The sequence below is a fragment of the Vibrio nereis NBRC 15637 genome (genome assembly GCF_001591105.1).
Taxonomy (GTDB): domain Bacteria; phylum Pseudomonadota; class Gammaproteobacteria; order Enterobacterales; family Vibrionaceae; genus Vibrio; species Vibrio nereis.
In genome coordinates this window covers 194498-220666 of record NZ_BCUD01000006.1, presented here as the reverse complement: position 1 = coordinate 220666, position 26169 = coordinate 194498, and the positions used below count along the sequence as shown (strand labels likewise).

The window sequence follows — 26169 nt, the reverse complement described above, 5'->3', positions numbered from 1 at the left end:
TTTCTTCCTATTGATTAGTTTTTATTGCTGTAATCTCTCGCACCAAAAATGGCCGTACCAATTCGAACCATGGTGCTTCCCGCTTCAATCGCGGCTTCCATATCGCCTGACATACCCATTGATAGTGTATCGAGGTTGAGCTCTGGGTAGCGGTCTGCAAGCTTAGCTTTAAGTTGAGCCAGTTGTGTAAACGCATCCAATTGAGATTGATAGTCTGACACGTTGGCTGGGATAGACATTAATCCTCTTAAGGTGAGGTTCGGTAATGAAGAAATCAACGCCGCCAGCTCAAAGACTTCTTCATCGTTGGCACCGGATTTTGAGTTCTCACCACTGGTGTTAACCTGAATCAGTACCTGGATCGGTAGCATCCCTTCAGGGCGCTGTTCATTGAGTCGTTTTGCTATTTTTGCACGGTCTACCGTGTGCACCCAACTGAAGTTTTCTGCCACATGGCGTGACTTGTTGGACTGAATTGGGCCAATGAAATGCCACTCTAGTGGTAAGTTTGGATGGTGCTCGGTAAAGTAAGCGACTTTGTTGGCCCCTTCTTGAACATAGTTCTCACCAAAAGCAATTTGGCCTGCATTTGCCGCTTCTAGAATAGCTTCTACAGGTTTTGTCTTACTTACAGCCAAAAGTTGCACTGAGTCACGAGACCGTCCGCATTTTTGCTGTATCGCTGTAATCTGTGAGGTGATCTGTTCAATATTTTGTTGAATACTGTTCATAGCAGATTTTACTTAAGGAAAATAAATGGATATCGCTGAGTTACTGGATTTTAGTGTAAAGCATAATGCATCAGATCTACATCTTTCTGCGGGTGTTTCCCCAATGGTACGTATAGATGGTGAAGTAAGGAAGCTTGGCGTATCAGCTTTTAGCCATTCTGATGTACATCGTTTGGTTTTTGAGATCATGAACGATGCACAGCGCAGTGAGTTTGAAGAACGCTTAGAAGTCGACTTTTCTTTTGAGCTACCTAACGTAGGGCGTTTTCGTGTCAACGCGTTTAACCAGGCACGAGGCTGTGCCGCGGTATTTCGTACTATCCCGCAAGAGATCCCGACATTGGCGCAAATAGAAGCGCCAGAGATCTTCGAGAAGATCGCCGATATGGAGAAGGGCTTGGTATTAGTGACCGGGCCGACGGGGTCGGGTAAATCGACCACATTGGCGGCGATGGTGGATCATGTCAATCGCCATCACAACAAGCATATTCTGACCATCGAAGATCCGATCGAATTTGTGCACACCAACAACAAATGCCTGATCAACCAACGAGAAGTGCACCGTGATACACACAGCTTTAGCAATGCGTTACGTAGTGCTTTGCGTGAAGACCCGGATGTGATTTTAGTCGGTGAGCTGAGAGATCAAGAAACGATCAGCTTGGCTTTGACAGCAGCCGAAACGGGTCACTTAGTGTTTGGTACGTTGCATACCAGTAGCGCAGCGAAAACAGTCGACCGTATTATTGATGTATTCCCGGGAACGGATAAAGAAATGGTTCGCTCCATGTTGTCTGAATCGTTGCGAGCGGTGATCGCACAAAAACTGCTTAAGCGTGTTGGAGGTGGTCGTACCGCTTGCCATGAAATTATGATGGCGACACCAGCCATTCGAAACCTGATCCGTGAAGATAAAGTGGCTCAGATGTATTCAATCATTCAAACGGGTGCGGCCTATGGTATGCAAACCATGGAGCAGAACGGGTCTCAGTTGATTGCCAAAGGGATGGTCGAGCCTGATGAAGTCGCCAAAAAAATCGGCACTGAATCACACAGCGTGTTCTGATAGAGGTAACTATGGATATCAATACGTTCCTGCAGGGAATGAATAATCAAAAAGCATCGGATCTGTATATTACCGTTGGTGCTCCCGTTTTGTATCGCGTAGATGGTGAGCTTCGTGCTCATGGTGAAAAGCTAAGCTTGTCTGATGTGGATAGCCTTCTGGGCACAATGATGGATCAAGAGCGTCACAATGAGTTTATGCAGAGTAAGGAAGCAAACTTTGCCATAGTACGCGATTTTGGCCGTTATCGTATTTCAGCGTTTTATCAGCGCGAACTGCCGGGAGCGGTCGTTCGTCGTATTGAAACGACCATCCCGACGTTTGACGATCTTCGGCTGCCGGATGTGTTGCAGAACTTGTCCATTGCTAAGCGCGGTTTGGTGCTGGTGGTAGGGGCTACAGGGTCCGGTAAGTCGACTACCATGGCAGCCATGACTGGCTTTCGCAACTCGAACCGGACTGGCCATATCTTAACAATTGAAGATCCGATTGAATTTGTGCATGAACACAAACGCTGTATTGTGACTCAACGTGAAGTGGGGTTAGATACAGAAAGCTATGAAGTGGCGCTGAAAAACTCACTTCGCCAAGCGCCAGATATGATTTTGATTGGTGAGATCCGTACCCGAGAAACCATGGAGTACGCGATGACCTTTGCTGAAACAGGGCATTTGTGTATGGCGACATTACATGCCAACAATGCCAACCAAGCGCTTGAACGTATCTTGCACCTTGTGCCAAAAGAGCAAAAGCAGCAGTTCTTGTTTGATCTTTCGATGAACTTGCGGGGTGTGGTTGGCCAGCAGCTCATTCGAGACAAGAATGGGCGAGGGCGCCATGGTGTATTTGAGATCTTGCTAAACAGCCCACGCGTATCGGATTTGATCCGCCGAGGTGATCTGCATGAACTGAAATCAACCATGGCGAAGTCCACAGAGTTCGGTATGCAAACCTTCGATCAGTCTCTGTATCAGCTTGTGGTGGATGGAAAGATCAATGAAGAAGATGCGCTGCATAGTGCAGATTCTGCCAATGATCTTCGTATTATGCTGAAGACTAAGCGCGGAGACTCTTTGGCTGGTGGTTCACTGGAACATGTGAAGATAGACATGGGTTAATTGTTCAGTCGCTTAAGAACAACAAAGGCTTGGTGAAAACCAAGCCTTTTTTATGATCGTGCGCGAAATTAGATTAGCCCCATTGAGCTTCAAACCAACTTTCAAGAATGACCACCGCCGATTGGCAATCGACATTGCCTTTACTCAGCGCTTTATAGCCCCCCATTTCAAACAGTTCTGCTCGCGCCGCTGTGGTAGACAGTCTTTCGTCATGCAGTTCAACAGGCAGGCCAAAACGGCCATGGAGACGGTTGGCAAACTTTTTTGCTCGGGGAGTGATGGTTTCCAAATCTTTACCGCGCAGGTCGGTGGGCAGACCGACGACCAATAAGTGTGGTTGCCACTCCTTAATGAGCTTTTCGATATCATCCCAGTTTGGAATACCGTCATTCGCTTTAAATGCTCTGAGTGGGGATGCGGTCCCCGTGATCTCTTGGCCGATAGCACTGCCGATACTTTTAGTGCCAAAATCAAAGGCCATGATAGTTCTAGACATAGTCTTATGTGTCTCTTAAATAATTACGCGTGACCAATTTCGCTGGATAGCTGAGAAGCATCAATTCCTAACATTTGCACGGCTTTCTGCCAGCGCTCATTGATAGGTGTGTTGAAAATAACGTCAGGGTCGGCCTCAATGGTTAGCCAAGAATTTTCCGATAGCTCAATTTCTAATTGACCGGCTTCCCAACCTGAATAGCCTAAAGCAACCAGGTACTTATTCGGTTCAGCTTCTGTGCCCAGTACACTGAGAATATCGCGAGAGGTTGTCACCGAGATATTGTCGGTCATCTGAATACTGGATTCGTACTTATCTTTGGGGTGGTGAAGGATAAAGCCACGATCATTCGAAACCGGACCACCGTTGAGAACTGGTCTTTCTAAGCTCTCGGTATGCAATTGTGGGTGAACAGGCTGTACATCCACTTGTTTCAGCATTTTTCCAACGGTGATATCAATCGGAGCATTAATCATCAGGCCCATCGCACCATCTTCATTGTGTTCACACACATAGATTACGCTGCGTTGAAAATAGGGATCTTTCATCCCCGGCATCGCCACTAAAAAATGGTTGGTTAAATTCATAAACACTCCAACTTATCACGGGGCAGACAATCCCGCCCCAAACTCATAAGGCAATGCTTACTGTTTATTGATACGACGTTCAATCGCATCCATCAGCTTGCCGGTAATCGAGATACCAAATGCTGCTTCGATTTCACGAATACAAGTTGGACTTGTTACGTTAATCTCGGTCAGCTTATCGCCAATAACGTCTAGGCCAACGAATATCAGACCTTTTTCTTTAAGTGTAGGCGCTACAGCCGCTGCGATCTGTTTATCTGTCTCACTAAGTGGACGTGCTTCACCAGTGCCACCGGCTGCTAGGTTGCCACGCGTTTCGCCTTTAGCAGGAATACGCGCCAAGCAGTAAGGCATTGCTTCGCCATCCACCACTAGGATGCGTTTGTCTCCGTTGCTGATGTCTGGCACGAAAGTCTGCGCCATGGCGTAGTTCTGCCCGTGGTTAGTCAGCGTTTCGATGATCACCGATACGTTTGGATCGTTCTCTTTTACACGGAAGATCGATGCACCGCCCATACCGTCAAGCGGTTTTAAGATCACATCACCGTGTTCTTCGCGGAACGCTTTGATCTTCTCTGCTTTGCGCGTGACCACAGTCGTTGGCGTCAGCTCTGGGAACCAAGCGGTAAACAGTTTTTCGTTACAGTCGCGCAGACTTTGCGGCTTGTTGACGATCAATGTGCCTTTTTCTTCCGCTCGTTCAAGAATATAGGTTGCGTAGATGAACTCGGTATCAAATGGAGGATCTTTACGCATCAGTACGGCATCTAACTCAGAAAGAACGATCGTTTGTTCTGATTTAAATTCGTACCAGCCATTGGGATCTTCTTTTAGCTCTATCACTTTGGTGTCGGCGACGGGCACACCTTGGTCTAGGTGCAGATCGTTCATTTCCATGTAGTGGATTTCGTAGCCGCGGCGCTGCGCTTCAAGCATCATGGCAAAGCTAGAGTCTTTTTTGATGTTAATGGACGAGATAGGGTCCATCACAATACCTAATTTGATCATTGTTGTTCTCCGTTTAACCAAGATCGCCGAAACGAACTTGAAGGGCAGTAATAGCGGTTAGAGCCGCGGTTTCAGTACGCAAAACGCGTGGACCAAGTAGCGTCTCTTCAAATTGATACTCTCGGGTTTTGTCGATTTCTTCTGCGGACAAGCCACCTTCAGGGCCAATCAGTAGGCGGACTTTTTCTACCGGTGTCGGAAGCGTATTGATGGAGTATTTTGCGCGTGGGTGCAAGTTGAGCTTGAGGCCATCGTATTCTTCAGCGCACCATTCGTCTAAATGCATGATAGGACGAATTTCCGGTACAGTATTACGTCCGCACTGCTCGCATGCACTAATAGCAATCTTCTGCCACTGGGCGAGTTTTTTCTCAAAACGTTTTTGGTCAAGTTTGACACCACATCGTTCAGAGATCAGTGGCGTAATGGTGTTAACGCCTAATTCTACAGACTTCTGGATGGTGAATTCCATCTTATCGCCACGAGAAATTACCTGTCCAAGGTGCAAATCTAGAGGAGATTCAGAGCTGCGCTCTATACGCTCTTTTAGCTCCACCTCGACTGACTTTTTCGACACATTGGAAATGACTGCCGGAAACTCCGCCCCACTACCATCAAACAGAAGGACTTCTTGGCCTTCTTTCATACGCAAAACGCGCCCAATATGGCCGGCAGCGTCTTCGCTCAGTGACACTTCACCGAGCTGGTGGATGGTTTCTGGATGATAAATTCGTGGGATTCGCATGAGATTTCCAGCAAGAGAGTTAAAGTTAATCCCTAACATGGATGCTTTGTCACGAAAAAACAAGGGGAAAAGGCGTTTCTTTGTGGCTAAGAAACGCCGTGTTGATTAGTGCGCTCTGCAGGCTTCAAAGACGTATGGGTTGTGGTTTCCCTGAACTTTGAAAATTCGCGCTTCTCGTTCACATTCCCACGTGTCGACGGGGTAAAGTTTATTCCATGCGGTCATCAAATTGGTTTGCTGTTTTGACAGCTTAAAACCGTACTCTTTACTCATGTAGAGGTAAGTACGAGCGATGGAACCTTTGGCGCGATCAGGTGGCATGACCTTACGTTGTTTAAAGTTAACCTGTACTTCGCAGCGTCCATAGGTCGCCCCATCAATACCGTTCCATTGGCTGAAGTTGTAGTTAGAACGATCGCCGTTTACCTCACCAATGGCGGGGGTCAAGTTGTGTAGATCGGCTTCCATCATGCGGAACGTTTTATCTTTTTTCTTACAGTTTCTACGTCCACCGTTTTGCCAACATTGGCGTTGATGACCGAATTGCCAAGCAGGAACAACATGCTCCCATTCAATCCGCGAGGCGCGTTTTTGTTGTTTGCGAACTTGATAGCCGCACGATTGTAAATCGGGCACACCTTTACGCCCTTTCCATTGAATATCACAGCCGCAGTAAAAGCTGGTTGGGTGGTCAGCGTAGATTTTTACTGCTTCTTTTTTCGCTTTTGAAAACGAGCTGGGAGGGGCTGCAAACGCTGAGCTGGAAAACAGCGTGACAGCGACAGCAATAACGGAGAATAACTTCATAAATCGCGTATTAGAAAAGTATTAGATAATTAAGTCTAACACGCAGAATAATGATCAATTAAAGAGTTTTAAATCAACTATGAGAGCTGCTTGCCAGTAAACATCAGGGTGTGATCGCATTGCTGGCAGCGGTAAGAAGCTTGATGACGCATTACTTTGTTATGGCGACGAATCGAAAGCGGGTAGGTAGTACAAGCACATTGGTATTCAAAGGTTTTCCCTTGCACTGATTTCACAGAGAAACTGTGAGTCGTTTTGGCTGGGACGGCAAATACCGACTCCATCACGCCTTGCCACTCTTTGCCGTGTGGTCGGACACGACCATACACTTGGTGTGTAATTAAATGTGCGATCTCATGGGGGATCACTTCAGCTAGGAAAGCCTGCCGGTTTTCTTTGAATAGCACTGGATTTAAGCGGATCTCATTTAGGTTCAGGTAGGCTTTACCCGCGACTTTGCCTCTGAGTTTGAAATGCACGGAAGGGGAAGGAAATGTGCGCTGAAATGCGGTTTGCGCCTGTTGGATGCAACGAGCAACCACCTTATTGATCTGATAATGCGTTTCTATATCCACCCTTACTCCCAAAAATAACCCCAGCACAATGGCTGGGGCGCATCATAAACCGAATCTTACTGAGAAGTTAAGGAGTATGTTTTTTCTTAATGGTCTCATGGTAACCATGCCAGGTCGCATAACCTAAGATAGGCATGGTAAACAGCATTCCGATCCCGTAAGTGGCAAAGCCGACCAAAATACCGCCGCAGATCAGTAGTGCCCACACGATCATCGCTGGAATATTCGATTTCACCGCGTTAAAGCTACTGAATACCGCAGTCATAACGTCAACGCGGCGTTCCATCATTAGTGGAATTGAAAATGCAGAGATGCTGAACACTACTGCTGCAAGCACAAAGCCCACCAGCGAGCCGATCACCAAGAAAGGTAAGAAGTCAGCCAGCGGCGCGCCTTGCACTGATGGGTAAAGAGCATGAAGCAGGGCTGCGATACGCATCCAAAAGATCATTGCTACCGCGAGTAAAACCGCAAATGCCCATTGAGAGGTTGAGTTACGTCCAATCGCTTTCATTGAGTGGAACAGACTGGCTTTGTGGCCTTTTTCTCGCTCCCAGCTCGCGTCGTATAGGCCGAGTGCTAAAAATGGGCCGATTAACATGTAAACAATTAGGCTCGGTAGTACGACTAGGTGTGTGCCTTGCCATTGCACTAACAGTACGATACCCACCGCGGCGGCCATGAAGCAGAGCCCGTAAAATGCACTGATGAGTGGCATGCGGACAAAGTCATGCAGTCCGAGGGACAACCAATGAAAAGGAGCGGATATGCTCAGTTGGTTGCAAGGTATCGTGCGAGCATATTCTTTATCTGAGACTTCCTTTCGCTTGTTGCTGAAGTCATGTTGGTTCACCGTACGAGGCATAGATCCTCCTTGATCGATTCTCTGTTCTCACCAAGCGATATGCTTGGTGCGTTTGAAACTCGATGCCCGGCTTGCGTGACTTCTGTTGGGGGCAAGAGTTTATTGTATCAACGAACTGAGCCGGAGGACTTAGCTCGTTAACATACTCTTAACTATTGACCGCTTGGCAAAAAAATACAAATTTGTTGTGTGCTTTTATGCGCAATAAAAAAGAGCTTCTGGTTGCCCAGAAGCTCTTTCGTGTTTGATATGGGTGAGGTATTAAATTATTTAATACCAGCAAACTCGCGCAGAAGTGCTGCTTTGTCTGTTGCTTCCCATGGGAATTCTTCGCGACCGAAGTGACCGTATGCTGCGGTCTTCTTATAGATAGGCTGAAGAAGGTTAAGCATTTCTTGTAGGCCGTATGGACGCAGGTCAAAGAACTGGCGAACCGCTTTAACGATAACGTCGTGAGAGACTTTCTCAGTACCGAACGTTTCCACCATGATAGAGGTAGGATCCGCCACACCGATTGCGTAAGACAGTTGGATTTCACAACGGTCAGCCATACCAGCGGCAACGATGTTTTTCGCTACGTAACGTGCTGCGTATGCTGCAGAACGGTCAACTTTTGATGGATCTTTACCAGAGAATGCACCACCACCGTGACGCGCTGCACCGCCGTAAGTGTCAACAATGATCTTACGACCTGTTAGACCACAGTCACCCATTGGGCCACCGATTACGAAACGACCGGTTGGGTTGATGAAGAAGTCTGTGTCTTTGTTGATCCATTCAGCAGGCAGTACCGGCTTGATGATTGTTTCCATCACCGCTTCGCGTAGGTCAGGCGTAGAGATTGAGTCACAGTGCTGAGTTGAAAGTACAACTGCGTCAATACCAACGATCTTGCCTTGGTCGTATTGGAACGTTACCTGTGATTTTGCGTCTGGACGCAACCAAGGTAGTGTGCCGTTTTTACGCACTTCCGCTTGCTTTTGCACAAGACGGTGAGAGTAAGTGATTGGCGCTGGCATTAGCACGTCAGTTTCGTTACATGCGTAACCGAACATAATGCCTTGGTCGCCTGCACCTTGTTCTTTAGGGTCTGCTTTATCAACACCTTGGTTGATGTCTGGAGACTGCTTACCGATGGTGTTCAGTACCGCACAAGAGTTAGCGTCAAAGCCCATGTCTGAGTGCACGTAGCCGATTTCGCGAACGGTTTCACGAGTTAGCTCTTCGATGTCTACCCATGCTGAAGTTGTGATTTCACCACCGACCATTACCATGCCGGTTTTTACGTAAGTTTCACATGCAACACGAGCCTTAGGATCTTGCTCTAGAATCGCGTCAAGAACCGCATCAGAAATCTGGTCTGCAATTTTATCTGGATGACCTTCTGATACTGACTCAGAAGTAAACAGGTGCTTAGCCATGTTAGCTCCACTATATCTGGTTTAAAACCGGAGCATGATAAACGCTCCAGCGCAAAATAATACTAATATATGCAGGTGTATCTACATCTAGACGGCTATTCTAATTTTGATTGCTCGAATTACAAGCTCTTTTTTGGTTTTTGTTATAACCAAACGTTTGCTTAGTTTCGCTTGATTAAATTAAATCAGTAGGAATTGGGATAAAAGGTGCAACAATTGTGAGGTCTTGGCTTGGAAAACGTTTGCACACCCTGTGGTGCTTTGAGAGAATTATTAACCAAATTTTTCGTATCGCTTAATGTACTCAGGAGCAGACATGTCGTCTCGTAAACATCTTGCCAATGCAATCCGCGCTTTAAGCATGGATGGCGTTCAAAAAGCCAACTCTGGCCACCCAGGTGCACCTATGGGTATGGCTGATATCGCCGAAGTTCTTTGGCGCTCTCACCTAAATCACAACCCAACTAACCCAGAGTGGGCCGATCGCGACCGCTTTGTGCTTTCAAACGGCCACGGTTCTATGTTGATTTACTCTCTGCTTCACCTAAGCGGTTACGAGCTATCAATTGATGATCTGAAAAACTTCCGTCAGTTGCACTCTAAGACTCCGGGTCACCCAGAGTACGGCTACGCACCAGGTATCGAGACTACGACTGGTCCTTTAGGTCAAGGTATCACCAACGCGGTTGGTATGGCGTTGGCAGAGAAAGCGCTAGCGGCACAGTTCAACAAAGAAGGCCATGACATCGTTGATCACTTTACGTACGTGTTTATGGGTGACGGTTGTTTGATGGAAGGTATCTCGCACGAGGCATGTTCTCTGGCAGGTACATTAGGTCTTGGCAAACTGATCGCATTCTGGGATGACAACGGCATCTCAATTGATGGTGACGTGGAAGGCTGGTTCTCTGACGATACACCGAAGCGTTTTGAAGCGTACGGTTGGCATGTTATCCCAGCGGTAGACGGGCACGATCCAGAAGCGATCAACGCAGCGATTGAAGCGGCAAAAGCAGATCCTCGTCCAACGCTAATCTGTACTAAAACGATTATTGGTTTTGGCTCACCAAACAAAGCGGGCTCACACGACTGCCACGGCGCACCACTAGGCGCTGACGAAATTACTGCAGCACGTGAGTTCCTTGGTTGGGAGCACGGTCCTTTTGAAATTCCAGCTGATGTATATGCAGAGTGGGATGCGAAAGAAGCAGGTGCCGCTAAAGAAGCTACATGGAATGAAAAATTCGAAGCATATGCAGCGGATTACCCTGAGCTGGCAGCTGAATTCAAACGCCGCGTAAACGGTGAACTACCAGCAGAGTGGGAAGAGAAAGCAAGCAAAATCATTGCGGATCTTCAAGCAAACCCAGCAAACATTGCGTCACGCAAAGCCTCTCAAAATGCGTTAGAAGCATTTGGTGCGCTAATGCCTGAATTCATGGGTGGTTCTGCTGACCTTGCGCCTTCTAACCTGACTATGTGGTCGGGCTCTAAGTCGCTAACAGCTGATGACGCGTCTGGTAACTACATCCACTACGGTGTGCGTGAATTCGGTATGACAGCCATCATGAACGGTATCGCGCTACATGGCGGTTTCGTTCCTTACGGCGCAACATTCCTAATGTTTATGGAATACGCACGTAATGCAATGCGCATGGCAGCTCTGATGAAAGTTCAGAACATCCAGGTTTACACGCACGACTCTATCGGCCTTGGCGAAGACGGTCCAACTCACCAACCAGTTGAGCAAATGGCGTCTCTACGTCTGACTCCAAACATGAGCACATGGCGTCCATGTGACCAAGTTGAGTCAGCAGTGGCTTGGAAACTGGCTATCGAGCGTAAAGATGCGCCAACCGCACTTATCTTCTCGCGTCAGAACCTAGCACAACAAGAGCGTACGGCTGAGCAAGTTGCAGACATCGCAAAAGGCGCTTACATCCTGAAAGATTGCGAAGGCAAGCCAGAGCTTATCCTTATCGCAACAGGTTCTGAAGTTGAGCTAGCAGTAGAAGCTGCAGCACAACTAACTGCAGAAGGTAAGCAAGTACGTGTTGTTTCAATGCCTTCAACAGACGCATTCGACAAGCAAGACGCAGCTTACCGCGAAGCAGTTTTACCATCAGACGTAACAGCTCGTATCGCTATCGAAGCGGGCATCGCAGACTTCTGGTACAAGTACGTGGGCTTTGATGGTCGCATCATCGGTATGACGAGCTTTGGTGAATCTGCGCCTGCTGGACAGCTGTTTGAGATGTTCGGTTTCACAACTGAAAACGTAGTAAACACAGCGAAAGAATTGCTAGCGTAAGCGAACTAAAACGTTGTTGAAAGAGGGCCATCATTGATGGCCCTCTTTTTTTAATTCTTATTACTGTGACTGAAGTGATTGATAGATAAAGTTAAAAAACAGAGTTGAAGGTCTATACTCAATACTCACATGAAGGTATCTGGGACCAAATTGCGGAGTGTGTATGCGAATAGCAGCTTATTATATGCTTGGTGGTATTATCGCTTTAGTTTTATCAATGCTCGGCCTTGGTTGGTTGTTCAGTTTAATCATGCTTTGGACAGCCGTATCTTTGGCGTTGGTGGCGTTGGCCTACTTTAGAAATAATGCAGCTATTTTTCGTAAACGCAGTGATGGAACCATCCCCAAAGCCGTTAGGGTCTTGTTTTGGCCGTTTATGCTGGGCGTGTACACTTACAACCGCGTAATACGTTCGATTACCTCACTGCCCAGTATTCAGCGTATTGAACCCGGTCTATTCCTAGCTGCACGTTTAACTCCAACGGATATTGAGGCTCTGCATGAACACAACATTGATGCGGTACTTGATGTCACCGCAGAATTTGAAAGCCTGAATGTTTCTTTGCTTGGCGAGGGTATCGACTACCTAAATGTCCCTGTCTTAGACCACTCCTATCCTGATTTCCCCACCCTGTTAAAAGCGGTACGCTGGATTGAATCACAGCGGAAGAAAAACCGTTCGGTAGTCGTTCATTGCGCGCTGGGGCGTGGCCGCTCTGTGATGATTATGGTCGCTTATTTACTAGCCAGATCGCCAAATAAGAGCATTGCTGAGGTGATGAAACAAATTCAATCGATTCGCCATCGTGCTCGACTGAATTCGGCACAGTATAAAGCGTTGCAACAGTATATGAGCAAGCAAGAATTTGGTTTGGCAAAACCCAAAGTGATCCTGGTTGCTAATCCGGTGTCTGGCGGTGGCAAATGGCCCGAAAATAAAGCGAATATAATGGCAGCATTGTCACCCTATTTTTCAATCGAGGTGCAAGAGACAACTGAGGAGGTAAGCGCCACTCAACTAGCCAAGCAAGCTCTTACCCAGCAGCCTGATATGATCATTGCCGCAGGTGGCGATGGGACAGTAAACGAAGTGGCCTCAGAAATCGTTGGAAAGCCGATACGATTCGCAGTCTTACCTTGTGGTACGGCGAACGCGCTTTGCCATGCTTTGTGGGGAATTGGTTCTAAGTTTACGCCTATTGAGATGGCGTGTGATGCCATTATCCATGGTGAGGCGAGGAAGATCGATGTCGCCAAATGCAATGAGCAGATTGCATTATTGATTGCTGCTGTGGGTTTTGAGCAGCAAATGATCGAGTTTGCTAACCGTGATGCGAAGAACAGTGATGGGCAAGGGGCCTACTTGAAAGGGTTTCTTGACGCTGTCGCGAATGGTGAGGTTTTGTCGCTGAACGTCCGTTTTGATGATGAAAAAGAGCAAGTGATCGATACGCACAGCATGGTGATCGCCAATGCGGCGCCATTTAGTACCTTATTGGCACAAGGCAGCGGAGAGCCAGACATTAACGATGGAAAGCTAGACGTAACCTGGATCCCCGAAGCCGAGTCACCAGGTATGCATGTGCTTTCGTTAACCGAGCTGGTGGTTTCAGGTTTCACCTCAGAGAAAGTGGGCGGCTTTACCGAGCACCGCCAAGTCGAGTCGGTTCGAATTCACCACCCGCAGGGAATCAAATACGTCATAGATGGTGAATTGTTTGAAAGCGATGCGCTCGAGGTCTCGATCAAGCCGGATGCGCTATCAGTGATGTCCCCCAAACGAGTTGACACCGCAGGCTAATTCTCTAGTGAGTGTAGACCCACTACCAACCTGGCGGAATGTTCTGATGAAAGCTTTCTAGCAAAGCGGACAGGCGCAGCGGAGGCCGGCCAGCGGGGGTGTAGCAATTTATCGCAATAGGCTCGGAAAGCCAGCCTTCAAGACAAGCCTGTATTCTGCCTGGGTGATGTTTTTCATACCCTTTAACTGTCCACGTTGGGAGTAGCCCCACGCCATGTCCGTTAGCGATAGTATCGATCTGCATCGCAATATTGTCACTGTAAAGTCGGCTGACAAAGGGTTCTAGGAAGTACTCTCCGCGTTGTGGATGCGCCAATATCAAGCCATTTTCTCGCACGGAGCCAAAATCGATCCAAGGGTGGTTTTCTAGTTCTTCTGGGTGGCTAAATGGGCCATATTTTTGCACATACGCACGTGATGCGAACGGTGTGTAGCGAAAGTGGCCCAAAGTTTCCTTACGCCAATCCAATCCGCTTCGATCTCCTAGCCAAATGAATAGATCTGGGTCGTGGTGGTCATCTGAAAAATCACTGGTGAGCTTAATGCGCACATTGGGGTTGTCTGCAATAAACTGATTCAGAATGCTGCCCAGCCAGCTTCGCACTAATGCTGCGTGGCAGACAATGTGAAGCTGGCCTGAGATTTGATTATTCAGTCCTTGCAGCGCGTCATGGCTTTCTTCGCTCAACTCAATCATTTGTCGGCTGTAGTGAGCAAACACTTCGCCAGCACGCGTTAGGAGCAGCCGGTTTCCTTGCCGAGTCGTCAGGGCTTGGCCTAAATCTTCTTCTAACTGAGCAAGCTTACGACTAAGCGTTGATTTTGGTTGGTTAAGAGCCTTGGCCGCCGCCGTCAGGCTTTTATGCTGGTTAAGCGCATCAAAAGCGCGAATTGAAGCTAAGTCATGCATCTATTACTTCTCACCCTCACCGTATTGATGTTCCATATTCGGGAAGAACCGTTCCATAAGTCTCTCTATGAATTTCATTCTATTTATGAATAATTCTCGTTCGGAAATAATAATCATTATCAATTATGGAGATCGGAATGTCCACTCATAAACTGCCAGTGATCACGACTGGTGTTTTAGCCTTCGTCAGTGCACCTTACGTCTTTGCGTCTGAAGACACGCACCAACTAGAAACAGTTGTTGTGACCGCATCTGGTTTTGAACAAACTCAAGCCGATGCACCTGCGAGTATCAGCGTTATTTCACGCGATGAGCTTGAGTCTCGCTACTACCGCGACGTTACCGATGCACTGAAAAGTGTGCCGGGTGTTGTTGTTACTGGTGGTGGCGATACAACGGATGTCAGCATTCGTGGTATGAGCTCAAAGTACACCTTGATTCTGGTTGATGGTAAACGTCAAACAACACGTGAAACACGCCCAAACAGTGATGGTCCTGGTATTGAGCAAGGGTGGCTTCCACCGTTACAAGCGATCGAACGTATTGAGGTGATCCGCGGTCCTATGTCTACGCTTTATGGCTCTGATGCGATTGGTGGTGTGATTAACATCATTACGCGTAAAGATGCGACGGAGTGGACTGGTAACATTCAACTCGGCACAGTGATCCAAGAAGATCGCCGTTCTGGTGGTGAACAAAGCGCTAACTTTTTCCTAAATGGTCCATTGGCAGAAGATCTGTCAATGCAGGTATCTGGTCAATACACGACCAGACAAGAAGATGATATTGAATATGGCTATGAAGACAAAGATCTGCAGAGTATTAGCTCAAAGCTAACTTATCAGATTAACGACTACCACTCGGTACAATTGGAGGGGGGAACTTCTGCGCAGACTCGCCGAGGTAACGTTGGATTATCGGTTCCTGAAACGAGAAAAGACTCGTTCAATGATTATCGCCGTACTTACTTTAGCATCAGCCACAGTGGTGACTGGCAAGGCATAGGACACTCCGATACTTACTTGCAACGTGAGAATAGTGAAAACAAAACGCGTGAAATGCTCATCACTAACACTACGTTTAAGTCGAGCTTATCAACTGAGTTGGGATCTCATATCTTAACGACAGGTGTTGAAGGAACCCGCGCAGAGCTAGAAGATTACACATCGAATAAGGCATCATCTCAAACAGAAGCGTCTAACACTAAGTGGGCAGCCTTTATTGAAGATGAATGGACCATTGTGGATCCGTTTAGCCTTACACTAGGTGGACGTTTGGATCATGATGAGAACTATGGTTCTCACTTTAGCCCGCGTGCTTACGGTGTGTGGCGTCTTGATTCGGATTGGACACTAAAAGGCGGTGTGGCGACAGGTTTCCGCTCTCCTCAACTGCGCGAAATCACAGCTGGGTGGGCTCAGGTAAGTGGCGGCGGTAACATTTACGGCAACCCTGATCTAACCCCTGAAACGTCAGTAAACAAAGAGCTCAGCTTGATGTATCAAAATGAGTCAGGCTTAGATGCCTCTTTAACTGTGTTCCATAATGACTTTAAAGACAAAATTACGCGAGTAACGTGCCCAGATACTCTGTGTACAGACGGTCCAAACCAGTGGGGATCTGACCCTACTTACCGTATTAACGTCGATGAAGCGGTTACACAAGGTGTCGAAGCGACCTTAGCTACCCCTGTCACCGAGACGGTGTATCTAAGCTCAAGTTACACATTTAACGACTCAGAGCAGAAAACAGGTAAATACAAAGGTCAGCCACTGCAACAGCTACCAAAACACCTGTTTAACTTAGACGTCAGCTGGCAGACAACATCTGCGCTTGAGAGCTGGACCAAAGTTACTTATCGCGGTGAAGAGATGGATCCAACAACGACGCCATCATCACGAACTAGAATCGAACCTGGGCATACGTTTGTTGACGCGGGTATTACCTATCAACTGACCAATAACACCACGCTAAAAGGTGCTATTTACAACCTGCTTGATGAAGATATTGATTACGCAGAGTACGGTTATGTTGGCGATGGACGTCGCTACTGGCTAGGGCTTGATGTCGCATTTTAAGCTTGAATTGGCCGGACGTTGTTCCGGCCTTTTTATTCCTACTTAAGCACGATACAACAGGTGCGCTTTTCAGCCTTATCAGTTACTATCTGTGACACGAAATGTCAGTAGGGCGAAGGAATCATGCTAAAAGTTGCGATCAATGGATTTGGACGTATCGGTCGTAATGTCTTAAGAGCGATATATGAAAGTGGCAAAAGCCAGCAAATAAAGGTAGTCGCGGTTAATGAACTAGCCCAGCCAGATGCGATGGCTCACTTGCTTCAATACGATACGACGCATGGTCGTTTTGGTAAAAAAGTCACTAACGATCAAGAACACATTTACATTCACCATGACAGCGGTGAATTTGACCCTATTCGCATCCTTCATCTCTCAGAAATCAATTTGCTACCGTGGCGTGATCTGGAAGTCGATATTGTACTCGATTGTACGGGCGTTTTTGGCTCTCAAGCGGACGGGCAAGAGCATATTGAAGCCGGCGCGAAGAAAGTACTCTTCTCGCACCCAGGAGCGAATGATGTCGATAACACCATCATCTATGGTGTGAATCACGATACACTGACAGCCGAGCATAATGTTGTCTCTAACGGTTCTTGTACCACAAACTGTATTGTGCCGATCATTAAAGCACTGGATGATGCATTTGGCATCGACTCCGGCACCATCACTACCATCCACTCTTCTATGAATGATCAGCAAGTGATTGACGCTTATCATTCTGATCTTCGACGTACCCGCGCAGCCAGTCAATCTATCATTCCTGTGGACACTAAGTTGCATAAAGGAATTGAAAGAATATTCCCGAAATTTTCCAACAAATTCGAAGCAATTTCAGTCCGAGTGCCGACTGTCAACGTCACAGCGATGGATTTAAGTGTTACGATTAATACAAATGTGAAAGTTAATGACGTAAATCAAACCATTGTTAACGCATCTCAGTGTACATTACAGGGCATAGTTGACTATACTGAAGCGCCGCTTGTTTCTATCGACTTTAATCACGATCCCCATAGCGCGATTGTCGATGGTTCACAGACACGAGTGAGTAACGGGCAATTAGTAAAAATGCTTGTTTGGTGTGATAACGAATGGGGCTTTGCGAACCGCATGCTGGATACTGCGCTCGCAATGCAGGCTGCAAAGTAAGCTATCTTGCAGTTTTGGAGAAATATTTATTTTCCCCTTGAAATAAATATTCAATATCTCCATATCAAAACCAGTTTGAAGAATTAACAGGCTTGGCAGGGTTGCCGGGCTGCTGAAAACTTTACTTTTTGAATATTTGAGAGGACACATCATGTCTGTAATCAAGATGACTGACCTGGATCTAGCAGGTAAACGTGTATTTATCCGTGCGGACCTAAACGTACCAGTGAAAGAAGGCAAAGTGACTTCTGATGCACGTATCCTAGCTTCTCTACCTACTATCAAGCACTGTCTAGAAGCAGGCGCGAAAGTTATGGTTACTTCTCACCTAGGTCGCCCAACGGAAGGTGAGTACGCTGAAGAGTTCTCTCTACAACCTGTTGTAAACTACCTAAACGACGCACTAGATTGCGAAGTTAAGCTAGCAAAAGACTACCTAGATGGCCTAGAGCTGAATGCTGGTGAGCTGGTTGTGCTAGAAAACGTTCGCTTCAACAAAGGTGAGAAGAAAAACGAAGAAGAGCTATCTAAGAAATACGCTGCACTATGTGACGTATTCGTAATGGATGCATTCGGTACGGCTCACCGTGCTCAAGCGTCAACTCACGGTGTTGGCATGAACGCACCAATCGCTTGTGCTGGCCCTCTTCTTGCGAACGAGCTAGAAGCGCTAGGTAAAGCAATGGACAAACCAGAGCGTCCAATGGTTGCTATCGTTGGTGGTTCAAAAGTTTCAACTAAGCTGACTGTTCTTGAGTCTTTATCTAAAATTGCTGACCAACTAGTCGTTGGTGGCGGTATCGCAAACACATTCATCGCAGCGGCTGGCCACAACGTTGGTAAGTCTCTATACGAAGCAGACCTAGTCGACACAGCTAAAAAGCTAATGGACGAATGTGCGATTCCAGTAGCGACTGACGTTGCATGTGCAAAAGCATTTGATGAAAACGCAGAAGCTGAAATCAAGAACGTTGCTGACGTACAAGACGACGACATGATCTTCGACCTAGGCCCTGATTCAACGGCTGAATTGGCAGAAATCCTTAAGAATGCAAAGACTATCCTATGGAATGGCCCAGTAGGCGTATTCGAATTCAAGAACTTTGAAGCGGGTACGAAAGGCATCTCTGAAGCTATCGCAGCTTCTGAAGGCTTCTCTGTTGCTGGTGGTGGTGACACACTAGCAGCTATCGACAAGTTCGGTATCAAAGCTGACGTTTCTTACATCTCAACGGGCGGCGGTGCTTTCCTTGAGTTTGTAGAAGGTAAAGTTCTTCCAGCAGTAGAAATGCTAGAAGCGCGCGCTAAGTAATTAAATGGAAGCGGGGGAGTGATTCTCCCGCTTTCTTGTTTGCTGCATGCCACACTATTCTTTGTTAGAATGGCCAGCGTTGTGAGCAAACGTTTGCAAGAATTTAAACTTAACAAGTTTTATTTTAAAACGACAGATAAATAGGATTACATCCATGTCTAAGATCTTCGATTTCGTAAAACCAGGTGTTATCTCTGGCGATGACGTTCAGAAAGTATTTGAAGTAGCAAAAGAGAACAACTTCGCGCTTCCAGCTGTAAACGTTGTTGGTACTGATTCTGTTAACGCAGTACTAGAAGCTGCAGCAAAAGTTAAAGCTCCAGTTGTAGTTCAGTTCTCTAACGGTGGTGCTGGTTTCTTCGCTGGTAAAGGCGTTAAACTTGAAGGTCAAGGTGCTCAAATCCTTGGTGCTGTAGCGGGTGCTAAATATGTACACGCAGTAGCAGAAGCTTACGGTGTGCCAGTTATCCTGCACACTGACCACGCGGCTAAGAAACTTCTTCCATGGATTGACGGTCTACTAGACGCTGGTGAAGAGTACTTCGCTCAAACTGGTAAGCCTCTATTCTCTTCTCACATGATCGACCTTTCTGAAGAGTCTCTAGAAGAAAACATCGAAATCTGTGCTAAATACCTAGAGCGTATGGCTAAGATGAACATGACTCTAGAGATCGAACTAGGTTGTACTGGTGGTGAAGAAGATGGCGTTGACAACTCTGATATGGATGCGTCTGAGCTATACACTTCTCCAGAAGACGTTGCATACGCATACGAAAAACTAAGCGCAGTAAGCCCACGTTTCACTATCGCAGCATCTTTCGGTAACGTACACGGTGTTTACAAGCCTGGTAACGTTGTTCTAACTCCAACTATCCTACGTGATTCTCAAGCACACGTTTCAGAGAAATTCGGTCTTCCAGCGAACTCTCTAAACTTCGTATTCCACGGTGGTTCTGGTTCTTCTCAAGAAGAAATCCAAGAGTCTATCGGCTACGGTGTTATCAAAATGAACATCGATACTGATACACAGTGGGCAACTTGGGATGGTATCCGTCAGTACGAAGCGGAAAACCACGATTACCTACAAGGTCAAATCGGTAACCCAACTGGTGAAGATGCACCAAACAAGAAGTACTACGATCCACGCGTATGGCTACGTGCTGGTCAAGCTTCAATGGTTGCTCGTCTTGAGAAAGCATTTGCTGACCTTAACGCAGTTGACGTACTATAATCGACGACGTTAAATTAGTTCTTAAAACCCGCTCATTGAGCGGGTTTTTTATTACCTATTACTTAGATTAGATGTAAATAACCTTTCTGATATATCCATTCGTTTTTATTCGTCCAGATATCATTGATGTAAGGAATGAATATCTTTTGTATGAATATTCACCATGTGGTGCAAAACTACGCAAAAAATCTGGCGAAATGTAAAACCTTTACGTACCCTGTAACAAGCCGATATCAAGCAATACATATAACCACTTGTTTCATAGGTATTTGCAGAAATCTGACTTGTAAAAATCAATTTTAAGATATTGTGCCAAAATTCTGACGTTCGGTCAGTTTAACAATATGGATGTAGTTAAGATTTAGAGTCTCAGGTTTTGTGACTCATATTTTTTGAAAAACTTTAAGTTAAATAAGAATCTGTATTTAGAGGATACGAATTATGGCAGGTGAATCAATGGGCGTGGAAGCACCGATTGTTGAAGGGCTTTCCCAGGCGGAAAAGTGGCTGACGAATAACTCAGATCTACTTATTCAATATGGTGTGAATATTCTTTCTGCGCTGATTATTCTGTTTATCGGTAACATCATCGTAAAAGCGGTAGCGGGCAGTGTTTCTAAAGTTCTAGAAAAGAAAAACATGGATAAAGCGGTTGTTGAGTTTATTCATGGTCTTGTACGTTACCTATTGTTCATCATTGTATTGATTGCCGCTCTTGGTCGAGTAGGTGTGCAGACAGCATCTGTCGTGGCGGTTATTGGTGCGGCTGGTCTTGCTGTTGGTCTTGCTCTTCAAGGATCACTATCGAATTTTGCGGCGGGCGTTCTGATCGTTGCATTCCGTCCATTTAAGTCGGGTGACTACGTAGAAGTTGGTGGGGTTGCAGGCAGTGTTGAAGCGATCCAAATTTTCCAAACAGTACTTAAAACACCAGACAACAAAATGGTTGTGGTTCCAAACTCAGGCGTGATTGGCGGGCCGATTACAAACTATTCTCGCCACGCGACTCGTCGTATTGACTTGGTTATTGGTGTTTCATACAGTGCGGATCTAAAGAAGACAAAGCAAGTGCTTCGCGAGACGCTAGAAAAAGACAGCCGTATTCTGAAGAATCCAGACATTACCATCGGTGTACACACACTGGCAGACTCTTCAGTAAACTTTGTTGTGCGCCCATGGGTTAAAACAGCGGATTACTGGGATGTATACTTTGACTCAATGCTGGCTATCAAAGAAGCGTTGGATGAAAATGGTATCGAAATTCCATTCCCACAGATGGACGTTCATCTAAACAAAGTCGAAGCTTAATCAAAGCGAGAGATATTCGAAAGCGAGGCATTGGCCTCGCTTTTTCTATATTTCAAAGTGAGGATTTGGTAGGTGTTTAAGGATCTTCGGTAGCTCCGCACCCGCAAAGCCAATGGTTCGTTCAGGAAGCCCTGGTGTATAAAGAATCTCATCATGCAGGTAAAGCTGACGGTCGACAAAAATGGTAATCTCTTCAGGCAGGCCAAAAGGGCATACGGCACCAGGTATACAGCCAGTGAGATCTGTCATTTCTTCATTGCTTACGATCGAAACTCTTTTCCCTGCGACGTTTTTTATCGCCTTACTATCCAGCCGGCTGTCTTTATCCGTTATGTATAGAGCGTATCCTGACGGCTTCATCTTCAAAAACAAGCTCTTACTGTGAGTTCCTGTCCAGCCTAGCTGATTGGCGACTTTGATGTCGGTTTCGAAGTCTAGTATCGGCTCATGCGTCCACTCTGTATAGCGTATGTCTAACTGACTTAATAACTGGGTATTGAAGTGATAAATTTTTTCTAGTATTTCCATAACTCTCTACCAATATGTTGCGGCAAGCTCTTTGGCCAAAAGAAACGCGATGACATACATCATAAGACCAATAGTGATATCAATTCCTTGCTTAACTCTTGGTTTCGACAATGTGGGGGCTAGCTTGGCTGCACCCAATGAAAGCGAGTAAAACCAAACGAATGATGCGGTCATCGTGCCAATAGCAAATGACGCTCTATCCGGCCCTTCAAATTGTCCTCCGATGGAGCCGAGAATCACCACAGTATCGAGATATAGGTGAGGGTTAAGCACGCTGACTGCGACGGCGCCTACAATTACCGCTCGTCTCCCACCAATTGCTTTTATTGAATCGGTCGTTGTCTGGTTTGAATGCGCAAAGGCACTTTTGAAGGATAAGAACCCATAAAAACTTAAAAACACAACTCCGCCGAGCGTGACGGAAGTCAGTAGTGTTTCGTTTTGAGATAAAAGGGCGCCGCCCCCAAATATACCAAGCGAGATAAAGAAGATGTCGAGGAAACTACACACCGTCGCGGTTGTTAAGTGGTGATTACGTTTTATCCCTTGATTCAATACATAAGCATTTTGAGCACCGATCGGAATGATCATACTTGCGCCTAAACCAAACCCTTGAAGTAACAACCAAATATTCACTCTATTTCCTCCTCGACTTATATGTAGTAATGGTTTGGTCACAAGATAACTATTATAAGAATATAAATATAATTAATGATTTTCATACTATATTAGAAAAACTAATGAGATGGTGGAGAAATATGAGTGGGAATGGGGAGTAAACGTGCGCGGTTTAGACTATAAATGGATTGAAGCTCTGGAAGCTGTCGTGAGTAGCGGCAGTTTCGATAAAGCTGCGGAAGCGTTGTTTGTTTCTCAATCTGCGGTGTCTCAAAGAATTAAGCAATTGGAAAAGTTCATTGCTCAACCTGTAGTGATAAGAGAGCAGCCACCACGTCCGACATTGATAGGAAAAAAGCTACTTGGATTTTATCAACGAGTACAACTGCTTGAGAATGAGCTTATTCCTGAGCTAGGCAATGACAGATCAAGTCATCCAATAAAGGTATCAATAGCGACTAATGCTGACAGTTTAGCAACTTGGTTATTGCCAGCATTAGCTCCGATCATGCGTGAACATAAGGTAGAACTCAATTTTGTGGTGCACGCAGAAGCCCGCACGTTATACAAGCTAAGAAATGGTGAAGTAATCGGAGCGATAAGTATGGCGACTAAGCCTGTATCTGGTTGCCAAGCCGAATACCTAGGACGGATGGATTATGTGTGTGTGGCTAACCCAGAGTTTGCCAATACGTACTTTCCCAATGGAGTGACACGAGAAACGCTTCAGCATGCTCCAGCCGTTTCATACGATCAGCACGATAACTTGCACCGTAATTTCCTTCTGCAGCATTACAACATTGACCCTGATAGCGTCATCAACCATCACGTTGCAAGTTCTGAAGCGTTTGTGAAGATCGCCTTGATGGGAAGCGCTTACTGTTTGATTCCGAAACTTCAGATAGAAAACGAACTGGCGGATGGCACTTTGATCGATTTGATCCCCGGCTTTTTCATGACGTTTAGAATTTACTGGCACCACTGGGAGCTTGAGGCGGGGATGTTAGAGGATATCAGCCAAGCAATTACCTCTTACGCGAACTCCATTTTGCCTAAGTGATTACATCCAGTGAGTTAATTCTCTGTCATATCCACGGTAGGGTACTTGGTCAATTGATTTTGTTTTTCTATGATGTATGAATTCCATCACATACGGAGACGAGGAATGAAACAAGTTCCAACATTATTGGCAACGCTATTAACGGGTGTAATGAGCTTTGGGGCTATGGCAAATACGCCTGATTTTCCACATCTATCGACATCGGGCTACGGTGAAGTGATCGCAAAACCCGATATGGCGGAGTTTTCGGTCAGAGTGGTGGAAACGACCATGACCGCAGAGCAAGCTAAAGAATCGGTCGATAAGGTTGTATCAGACTTCCTGTCTCAGTTGAAAAAGCAAGGCGTGCATGCGGACAATATCAATAGCTCAAATTTATACCTTTCTCCTCAATACCATTATCCAAAAGATGGTAAGCCGGAGTTAGTGGGGTATCGTGCAAGCCGAACAGTCAGCGTGACCGTGAATGATCTTAAGAATCTCAATCAATATCTTGATACCGCGCTGAATGCGGGAATTAATCAGGTTGATAACATTCAGCTGAAGGTTAAAGAGCCCGCTAAGTACCAAGAGCAAGCGCGCATGGAGGCCGTGAAGGACGCCAATATGAAAGCAGAATCGCTGGCGAAAGGGTTTGGCAAAGAGCTGAAAGGGGTTTGGCGAATTGACTATAATATGCCTAGCACGCAGCCAGTACTAATGCGTTCTATGGCGATGGACGCGAAAGCGGAGTCGAATACTTATCAGGATTCCACTATGGTAATACGCGACCGAGTGGATGTGATCTTCCAGCTAGATTAAACCTGCGCGAATTAACTGAAACAAAAAAGAGGGCTGAAGCCCTCTTTTGATTCATCTTATAAACGTTAGGAATTAAAGAACGTGTACAGATGCAGTGTTTGTAGTACCTGAAGCTACTAGAGCACCAGAAACCATCACTACGATGTCGCCTTTGTTGCCTAGGCCTGACTCTAGTGCAAGCTCTTTACCGCGTAGGTAGAAGGCGTCAGTGCTGTCGATAGCTTCAACAACAACTGGTGTAACACCTTTAGTCAGAACAAGCTGTGCTGCAGTTTTAGCGTTAGTTGTTAGCGCTAGGATGTTTGCAGTTGGGAAGTACTTACGTACTGAACGTGCAGATTTACCGCCTTCAGTTGCCACAACGATCAGTGGAGCTGCAAGTTTTTCAGCTGTGTCTACAGCGCCTTTACATACTGCTTCAGTGATGCGAAGACGTGGGCTGTCTAGGCGAGAACCTAGCTCAGCTTTAAGCGCTGAATCAGTACGGTTCGCGATTTGCGCCATGATAGTTACTGCTTCAACAGGGTACTTACCTTTCGCTGTTTCACCAGAAAGCATTACTGCGTCAGTACCGTCCATTACTGCGTTCGCAACGTCGCCTGCTTCCGCACGAGTAGGACGTGGGTTGTTGATCATAGAATCAAGCATTTGAGTTGCAGTGATAACCATCTTACGAGCACGGTTACACTTCTCGATCATCATCTTCTGAGCGAAGATTACTTCTTCCGCTGGGATTTCAACACCTAGGTCACCACGTGCAACCATGATGCCGTCAGAAAGCTCTAGGATCTCGTCGAAGTTATCAACACCTTCTTGGTTTTCGATCTTAGAGATGATGTGGATGTTTTCGCCGCCGTTTGCAGTAAGTACTTCACGGATTTCCTTCACGTCAGATGCTTTACGGATGAAAGATGCCGCAACGAAGTCAACGCCTTGCTCACAACCAAACTTAAGGTCGTTTTTATCTTTTTCAGATAGAGCTGGTAGGTTTACAGAAACGCCAGGTAGGTTAACGCCCTTGTTTTCGCCTAGAGCACCGTTGTTAAGAACTTTACATTTAACTTCAGAGTCAGTTGTTGCGATAACTTCCATCTCGATTAGACCGTCGTCTACTAGGATAGTGTTACCCACGTTTAGGTCTGCTGCGAAACCAGCGTAAGTGACTGCTACTGTGTTTTTGTTGCCTACTACTGACGTGTCAGTAGTGAAAGTGAATTCTTGACCAGCTACTAGATCAACGTCGTCGCCGTTTTCTAGTTTGATAGTACGGATTTCAGGACCTTTAGTGTCTAGAAGGATCGCTAGCTGTTTACCAGACTCTTCCATTACTTTACGGAAGTTCGCGATACGAGTGCCGTGCTCTTCGTAGTCACCGTGAGAGAAGTTTAGGCGCATTACGTTCATGCCTGCATTTACTAGTTCAGTTAGCTTCTCTACAGATTCAGTTTTAGGGCCAATCGTACATACGATTTTGGTCTTTTTCATGGAAGATACTCTCCGGTCAATAATAGTTACAATTTGAAAGTTGTTGCTGTGCATGAAGTCATTCGCTTTTACCGGGCATTTTGTGCCTGCCCATTACAAGTTAAAGCGGCTTTTTGCATAACTTCAAAACTGAAAGTCTTTCACTAAGTTTAGTCATT

Annotated in this window: 24 protein-coding genes; 11 read left to right on the top strand and 13 right to left on the bottom strand. The window is 46.2% G+C overall.

Annotated elements, in window-relative coordinates; all coding sequences use genetic code 11:
- Positions 1 to 14 precede the first annotated feature (14 nt).
- Positions 15 to 731 (bottom strand): YggS family pyridoxal phosphate-dependent enzyme, encoded by a 717-nt coding sequence (locus VNE01S_RS08980; RefSeq protein WP_053394269.1) that lies wholly within the window; start codon positions 729 to 731, stop codon positions 15 to 17.
- 25 nt (positions 732 to 756) lie between these two features.
- Between VNE01S_RS08980 and VNE01S_RS08975 the strand changes: the two genes are divergently transcribed.
- Both VNE01S_RS08975 and VNE01S_RS08970 read left to right on the top strand, forming a co-directional pair.
- On the top strand, positions 757 to 1797 hold the full coding sequence (locus tag VNE01S_RS08975; protein ID WP_053394268.1) for a type IV pilus twitching motility protein PilT: 1041 nt from the start codon (positions 757 to 759) through the stop codon (positions 1795 to 1797).
- Between the two features lie 11 nt (positions 1798 to 1808).
- Complete coding sequence (locus VNE01S_RS08970) at positions 1809 to 2915, top strand: PilT/PilU family type 4a pilus ATPase (RefSeq protein WP_053394267.1); 1107 nt, start codon at positions 1809 to 1811, stop codon at positions 2913 to 2915.
- A gap of 73 nt (positions 2916 to 2988) precedes the next feature.
- Here the strand turns inward: VNE01S_RS08970 and ruvX are convergent, their stop codons facing one another.
- From ruvX to metK, 8 genes are all read right to left on the bottom strand, one after another.
- Positions 2989 to 3411 (bottom strand): Holliday junction resolvase RuvX, encoded by a 423-nt coding sequence (gene ruvX, locus VNE01S_RS08965; protein ID WP_053394266.1) that lies wholly within the window; start codon positions 3409 to 3411, stop codon positions 2989 to 2991.
- 23 nt (positions 3412 to 3434) lie between these two features.
- Positions 3435 to 3998 carry a YqgE/AlgH family protein gene (locus VNE01S_RS08960; protein ID WP_053394265.1) on the bottom strand — a complete coding sequence of 188 codons (564 nt, stop codon included), beginning with the start codon at positions 3996 to 3998 and terminating at the stop codon, positions 3435 to 3437.
- Between the two features lie 57 nt (positions 3999 to 4055).
- The gene (gene gshB, locus VNE01S_RS08955) at positions 4056 to 5006 is read right to left on the bottom strand and encodes a glutathione synthase (protein ID WP_053394264.1); all 951 of its coding nucleotides are present in this window, start codon (positions 5004 to 5006) and stop codon (positions 4056 to 4058) included.
- Between the two features lie 13 nt (positions 5007 to 5019).
- Complete coding sequence (gene rsmE / locus VNE01S_RS08950; RefSeq protein ID WP_053394263.1) at positions 5020 to 5751, bottom strand: 16S rRNA (uracil(1498)-N(3))-methyltransferase; 732 nt, start codon at positions 5749 to 5751, stop codon at positions 5020 to 5022.
- A gap of 105 nt (positions 5752 to 5856) precedes the next feature.
- Positions 5857 to 6558, bottom strand: a complete 702-nt coding sequence (locus VNE01S_RS08945) for an endonuclease (protein WP_053394262.1) — start codon at positions 6556 to 6558, stop codon at positions 5857 to 5859.
- Between the two features lie 77 nt (positions 6559 to 6635).
- A complete protein-coding gene (locus VNE01S_RS08940; RefSeq protein ID WP_053394261.1) occupies positions 6636 to 7133 on the bottom strand; it encodes a SprT family zinc-dependent metalloprotease in 498 nt (165 codons plus the stop codon).
- A gap of 67 nt (positions 7134 to 7200) precedes the next feature.
- Positions 7201 to 7998, bottom strand: a complete 798-nt coding sequence (locus tag VNE01S_RS08935) for a DUF2189 domain-containing protein (RefSeq protein WP_053394260.1) — start codon at positions 7996 to 7998, stop codon at positions 7201 to 7203.
- Between the two features lie 266 nt (positions 7999 to 8264).
- Positions 8265 to 9419 (bottom strand): methionine adenosyltransferase, encoded by a 1155-nt coding sequence (gene metK, locus VNE01S_RS08930; RefSeq protein WP_053394259.1) that lies wholly within the window; start codon positions 9417 to 9419, stop codon positions 8265 to 8267.
- Positions 9420 to 9735: 316 nt separating this feature from the next.
- Here metK and tkt point away from each other — a divergent pair, with 316 nt between their 5' ends.
- Complete coding sequence (tkt, locus tag VNE01S_RS08925) at positions 9736 to 11730, top strand: transketolase (protein WP_053394258.1); 1995 nt, start codon at positions 9736 to 9738, stop codon at positions 11728 to 11730.
- Positions 11731 to 11893: 163 nt separating this feature from the next.
- Entirely contained in the window at positions 11894 to 13531 is a 1638-nt protein-coding gene (locus VNE01S_RS08920; RefSeq protein ID WP_053394257.1) for a diacylglycerol kinase family protein, read from the top strand.
- Positions 13532 to 13553: 22 nt separating this feature from the next.
- Here VNE01S_RS08920 and VNE01S_RS08915 read toward each other — a convergent pair whose 3' ends face one another.
- Complete coding sequence (locus VNE01S_RS08915; protein WP_053394256.1) at positions 13554 to 14441, bottom strand: LysR family transcriptional regulator; 888 nt, start codon at positions 14439 to 14441, stop codon at positions 13554 to 13556.
- A 137-nt stretch (positions 14442 to 14578) separates the two neighbouring features.
- Here VNE01S_RS08915 and VNE01S_RS08910 point away from each other — a divergent pair, with 137 nt between their 5' ends.
- The 5 genes from VNE01S_RS08910 to mscS all read left to right on the top strand — a co-directional run bounded on the left by VNE01S_RS08910 (position 14579) and on the right by mscS (position 21519).
- Entirely contained in the window at positions 14579 to 16519 is a 1941-nt protein-coding gene (locus VNE01S_RS08910) for a ligand-gated channel protein (RefSeq protein WP_053394255.1), read from the top strand.
- A gap of 123 nt (positions 16520 to 16642) precedes the next feature.
- Complete coding sequence (gene epd / locus VNE01S_RS08905) at positions 16643 to 17668, top strand: erythrose-4-phosphate dehydrogenase (protein ID WP_053394254.1); 1026 nt, start codon at positions 16643 to 16645, stop codon at positions 17666 to 17668.
- Positions 17669 to 17819: 151 nt separating this feature from the next.
- The gene (locus tag VNE01S_RS08900) at positions 17820 to 18980 is read left to right on the top strand and encodes a phosphoglycerate kinase (protein ID WP_053394253.1); all 1161 of its coding nucleotides are present in this window, start codon (positions 17820 to 17822) and stop codon (positions 18978 to 18980) included.
- Positions 18981 to 19134: 154 nt separating this feature from the next.
- Entirely contained in the window at positions 19135 to 20211 is a 1077-nt protein-coding gene (gene fbaA / locus VNE01S_RS08895; protein WP_053394252.1) for a class II fructose-bisphosphate aldolase, read from the top strand.
- A 441-nt stretch (positions 20212 to 20652) separates the two neighbouring features.
- Positions 20653 to 21519, top strand: coding sequence for a small-conductance mechanosensitive channel MscS (gene mscS, locus VNE01S_RS08890; protein ID WP_053394251.1), 867 nt, complete (start codon positions 20653 to 20655; stop codon positions 21517 to 21519).
- Between the two features lie 45 nt (positions 21520 to 21564).
- On the opposite strand, the gene VNE01S_RS08885 is transcribed toward mscS, so the two are convergent.
- Together VNE01S_RS08885 and VNE01S_RS08880 are read right to left on the bottom strand one after the other, a co-directional pair.
- Positions 21565 to 22047 carry a YbaK/EbsC family protein gene (locus VNE01S_RS08885; protein ID WP_053394250.1) on the bottom strand — a complete coding sequence of 161 codons (483 nt, stop codon included), beginning with the start codon at positions 22045 to 22047 and terminating at the stop codon, positions 21565 to 21567.
- Positions 22048 to 22053: 6 nt separating this feature from the next.
- The gene (locus VNE01S_RS08880) at positions 22054 to 22683 is read right to left on the bottom strand and encodes a LysE/ArgO family amino acid transporter (protein ID WP_053394249.1); all 630 of its coding nucleotides are present in this window, start codon (positions 22681 to 22683) and stop codon (positions 22054 to 22056) included.
- A gap of 145 nt (positions 22684 to 22828) precedes the next feature.
- On the opposite strand from VNE01S_RS08880, the gene VNE01S_RS08875 reads away from it, so the two are divergent.
- On the top strand, positions 22829 to 23725 hold the full coding sequence (locus VNE01S_RS08875) for a LysR family transcriptional regulator ArgP (protein ID WP_053394310.1): 897 nt from the start codon (positions 22829 to 22831) through the stop codon (positions 23723 to 23725).
- 105 nt (positions 23726 to 23830) lie between these two features.
- The gene (locus VNE01S_RS08870; RefSeq protein WP_053394248.1) at positions 23831 to 24526 is read left to right on the top strand and encodes an oxidative stress defense protein; all 696 of its coding nucleotides are present in this window, start codon (positions 23831 to 23833) and stop codon (positions 24524 to 24526) included.
- 72 nt (positions 24527 to 24598) lie between these two features.
- Here the strand turns inward: VNE01S_RS08870 and pykF are convergent, their stop codons facing one another.
- Positions 24599 to 26011 carry a pyruvate kinase PykF gene (gene pykF / locus VNE01S_RS08865; RefSeq protein WP_053394247.1) on the bottom strand — a complete coding sequence of 471 codons (1413 nt, stop codon included), beginning with the start codon at positions 26009 to 26011 and terminating at the stop codon, positions 24599 to 24601.
- Between the last annotated feature and the right edge of the window lie 158 nt (positions 26012 to 26169).

What these genes read in the sequence shown, in the direction of transcription:
- gshB (WP_053394264.1), bottom strand. Translation starts at nt 5,006, where the DNA reads ATGATCAAATTAGGTATTGTGATGGACCCTATCTCGTCCATTAACATC.
- epd (WP_053394254.1), top strand. Translation starts at nt 16,643, where the DNA reads ATGCTAAAAGTTGCGATCAATGGATTTGGACGTATCGGTCGTAATGTC.
- pykF (WP_053394247.1), bottom strand. Translation starts at nt 26,011, where the DNA reads ATGAAAAAGACCAAAATCGTATGTACGATTGGCCCTAAAACTGAATCT.
- fbaA (WP_053394252.1), top strand. Translation starts at nt 19,135, where the DNA reads ATGTCTAAGATCTTCGATTTCGTAAAACCAGGTGTTATCTCTGGCGAT.
- mscS (WP_053394251.1), top strand. Translation starts at nt 20,653, where the DNA reads ATGGCAGGTGAATCAATGGGCGTGGAAGCACCGATTGTTGAAGGGCTT.
- VNE01S_RS08885 (WP_053394250.1), bottom strand. Translation starts at nt 22,047, where the DNA reads ATGGAAATACTAGAAAAAATTTATCACTTCAATACCCAGTTATTAAGT.
- VNE01S_RS08920 (WP_053394257.1), top strand. Translation starts at nt 11,894, where the DNA reads ATGCGAATAGCAGCTTATTATATGCTTGGTGGTATTATCGCTTTAGTT.
- VNE01S_RS08935 (WP_053394260.1), bottom strand. Translation starts at nt 7,998, where the DNA reads ATGCCTCGTACGGTGAACCAACATGACTTCAGCAACAAGCGAAAGGAA.
- VNE01S_RS08945 (WP_053394262.1), bottom strand. Translation starts at nt 6,558, where the DNA reads ATGAAGTTATTCTCCGTTATTGCTGTCGCTGTCACGCTGTTTTCCAGC.
- VNE01S_RS08970 (WP_053394267.1), top strand. Translation starts at nt 1,809, where the DNA reads ATGGATATCAATACGTTCCTGCAGGGAATGAATAATCAAAAAGCATCG.
- tkt (WP_053394258.1), top strand. Translation starts at nt 9,736, where the DNA reads ATGTCGTCTCGTAAACATCTTGCCAATGCAATCCGCGCTTTAAGCATG.
- VNE01S_RS08980 (WP_053394269.1), bottom strand. Translation starts at nt 731, where the DNA reads ATGAACAGTATTCAACAAAATATTGAACAGATCACCTCACAGATTACA.
- VNE01S_RS08870 (WP_053394248.1), top strand. Translation starts at nt 23,831, where the DNA reads ATGAAACAAGTTCCAACATTATTGGCAACGCTATTAACGGGTGTAATG.
- metK (WP_053394259.1), bottom strand. Translation starts at nt 9,419, where the DNA reads ATGGCTAAGCACCTGTTTACTTCTGAGTCAGTATCAGAAGGTCATCCA.
- VNE01S_RS08910 (WP_053394255.1), top strand. Translation starts at nt 14,579, where the DNA reads ATGTCCACTCATAAACTGCCAGTGATCACGACTGGTGTTTTAGCCTTC.
- VNE01S_RS08915 (WP_053394256.1), bottom strand. Translation starts at nt 14,441, where the DNA reads ATGCATGACTTAGCTTCAATTCGCGCTTTTGATGCGCTTAACCAGCAT.
- VNE01S_RS08960 (WP_053394265.1), bottom strand. Translation starts at nt 3,998, where the DNA reads ATGAATTTAACCAACCATTTTTTAGTGGCGATGCCGGGGATGAAAGAT.
- VNE01S_RS08975 (WP_053394268.1), top strand. Translation starts at nt 757, where the DNA reads ATGGATATCGCTGAGTTACTGGATTTTAGTGTAAAGCATAATGCATCA.
- ruvX (WP_053394266.1), bottom strand. Translation starts at nt 3,411, where the DNA reads ATGTCTAGAACTATCATGGCCTTTGATTTTGGCACTAAAAGTATCGGC.
- VNE01S_RS08900 (WP_053394253.1), top strand. Translation starts at nt 17,820, where the DNA reads ATGTCTGTAATCAAGATGACTGACCTGGATCTAGCAGGTAAACGTGTA.
- rsmE (WP_053394263.1), bottom strand. Translation starts at nt 5,751, where the DNA reads ATGCGAATCCCACGAATTTATCATCCAGAAACCATCCACCAGCTCGGT.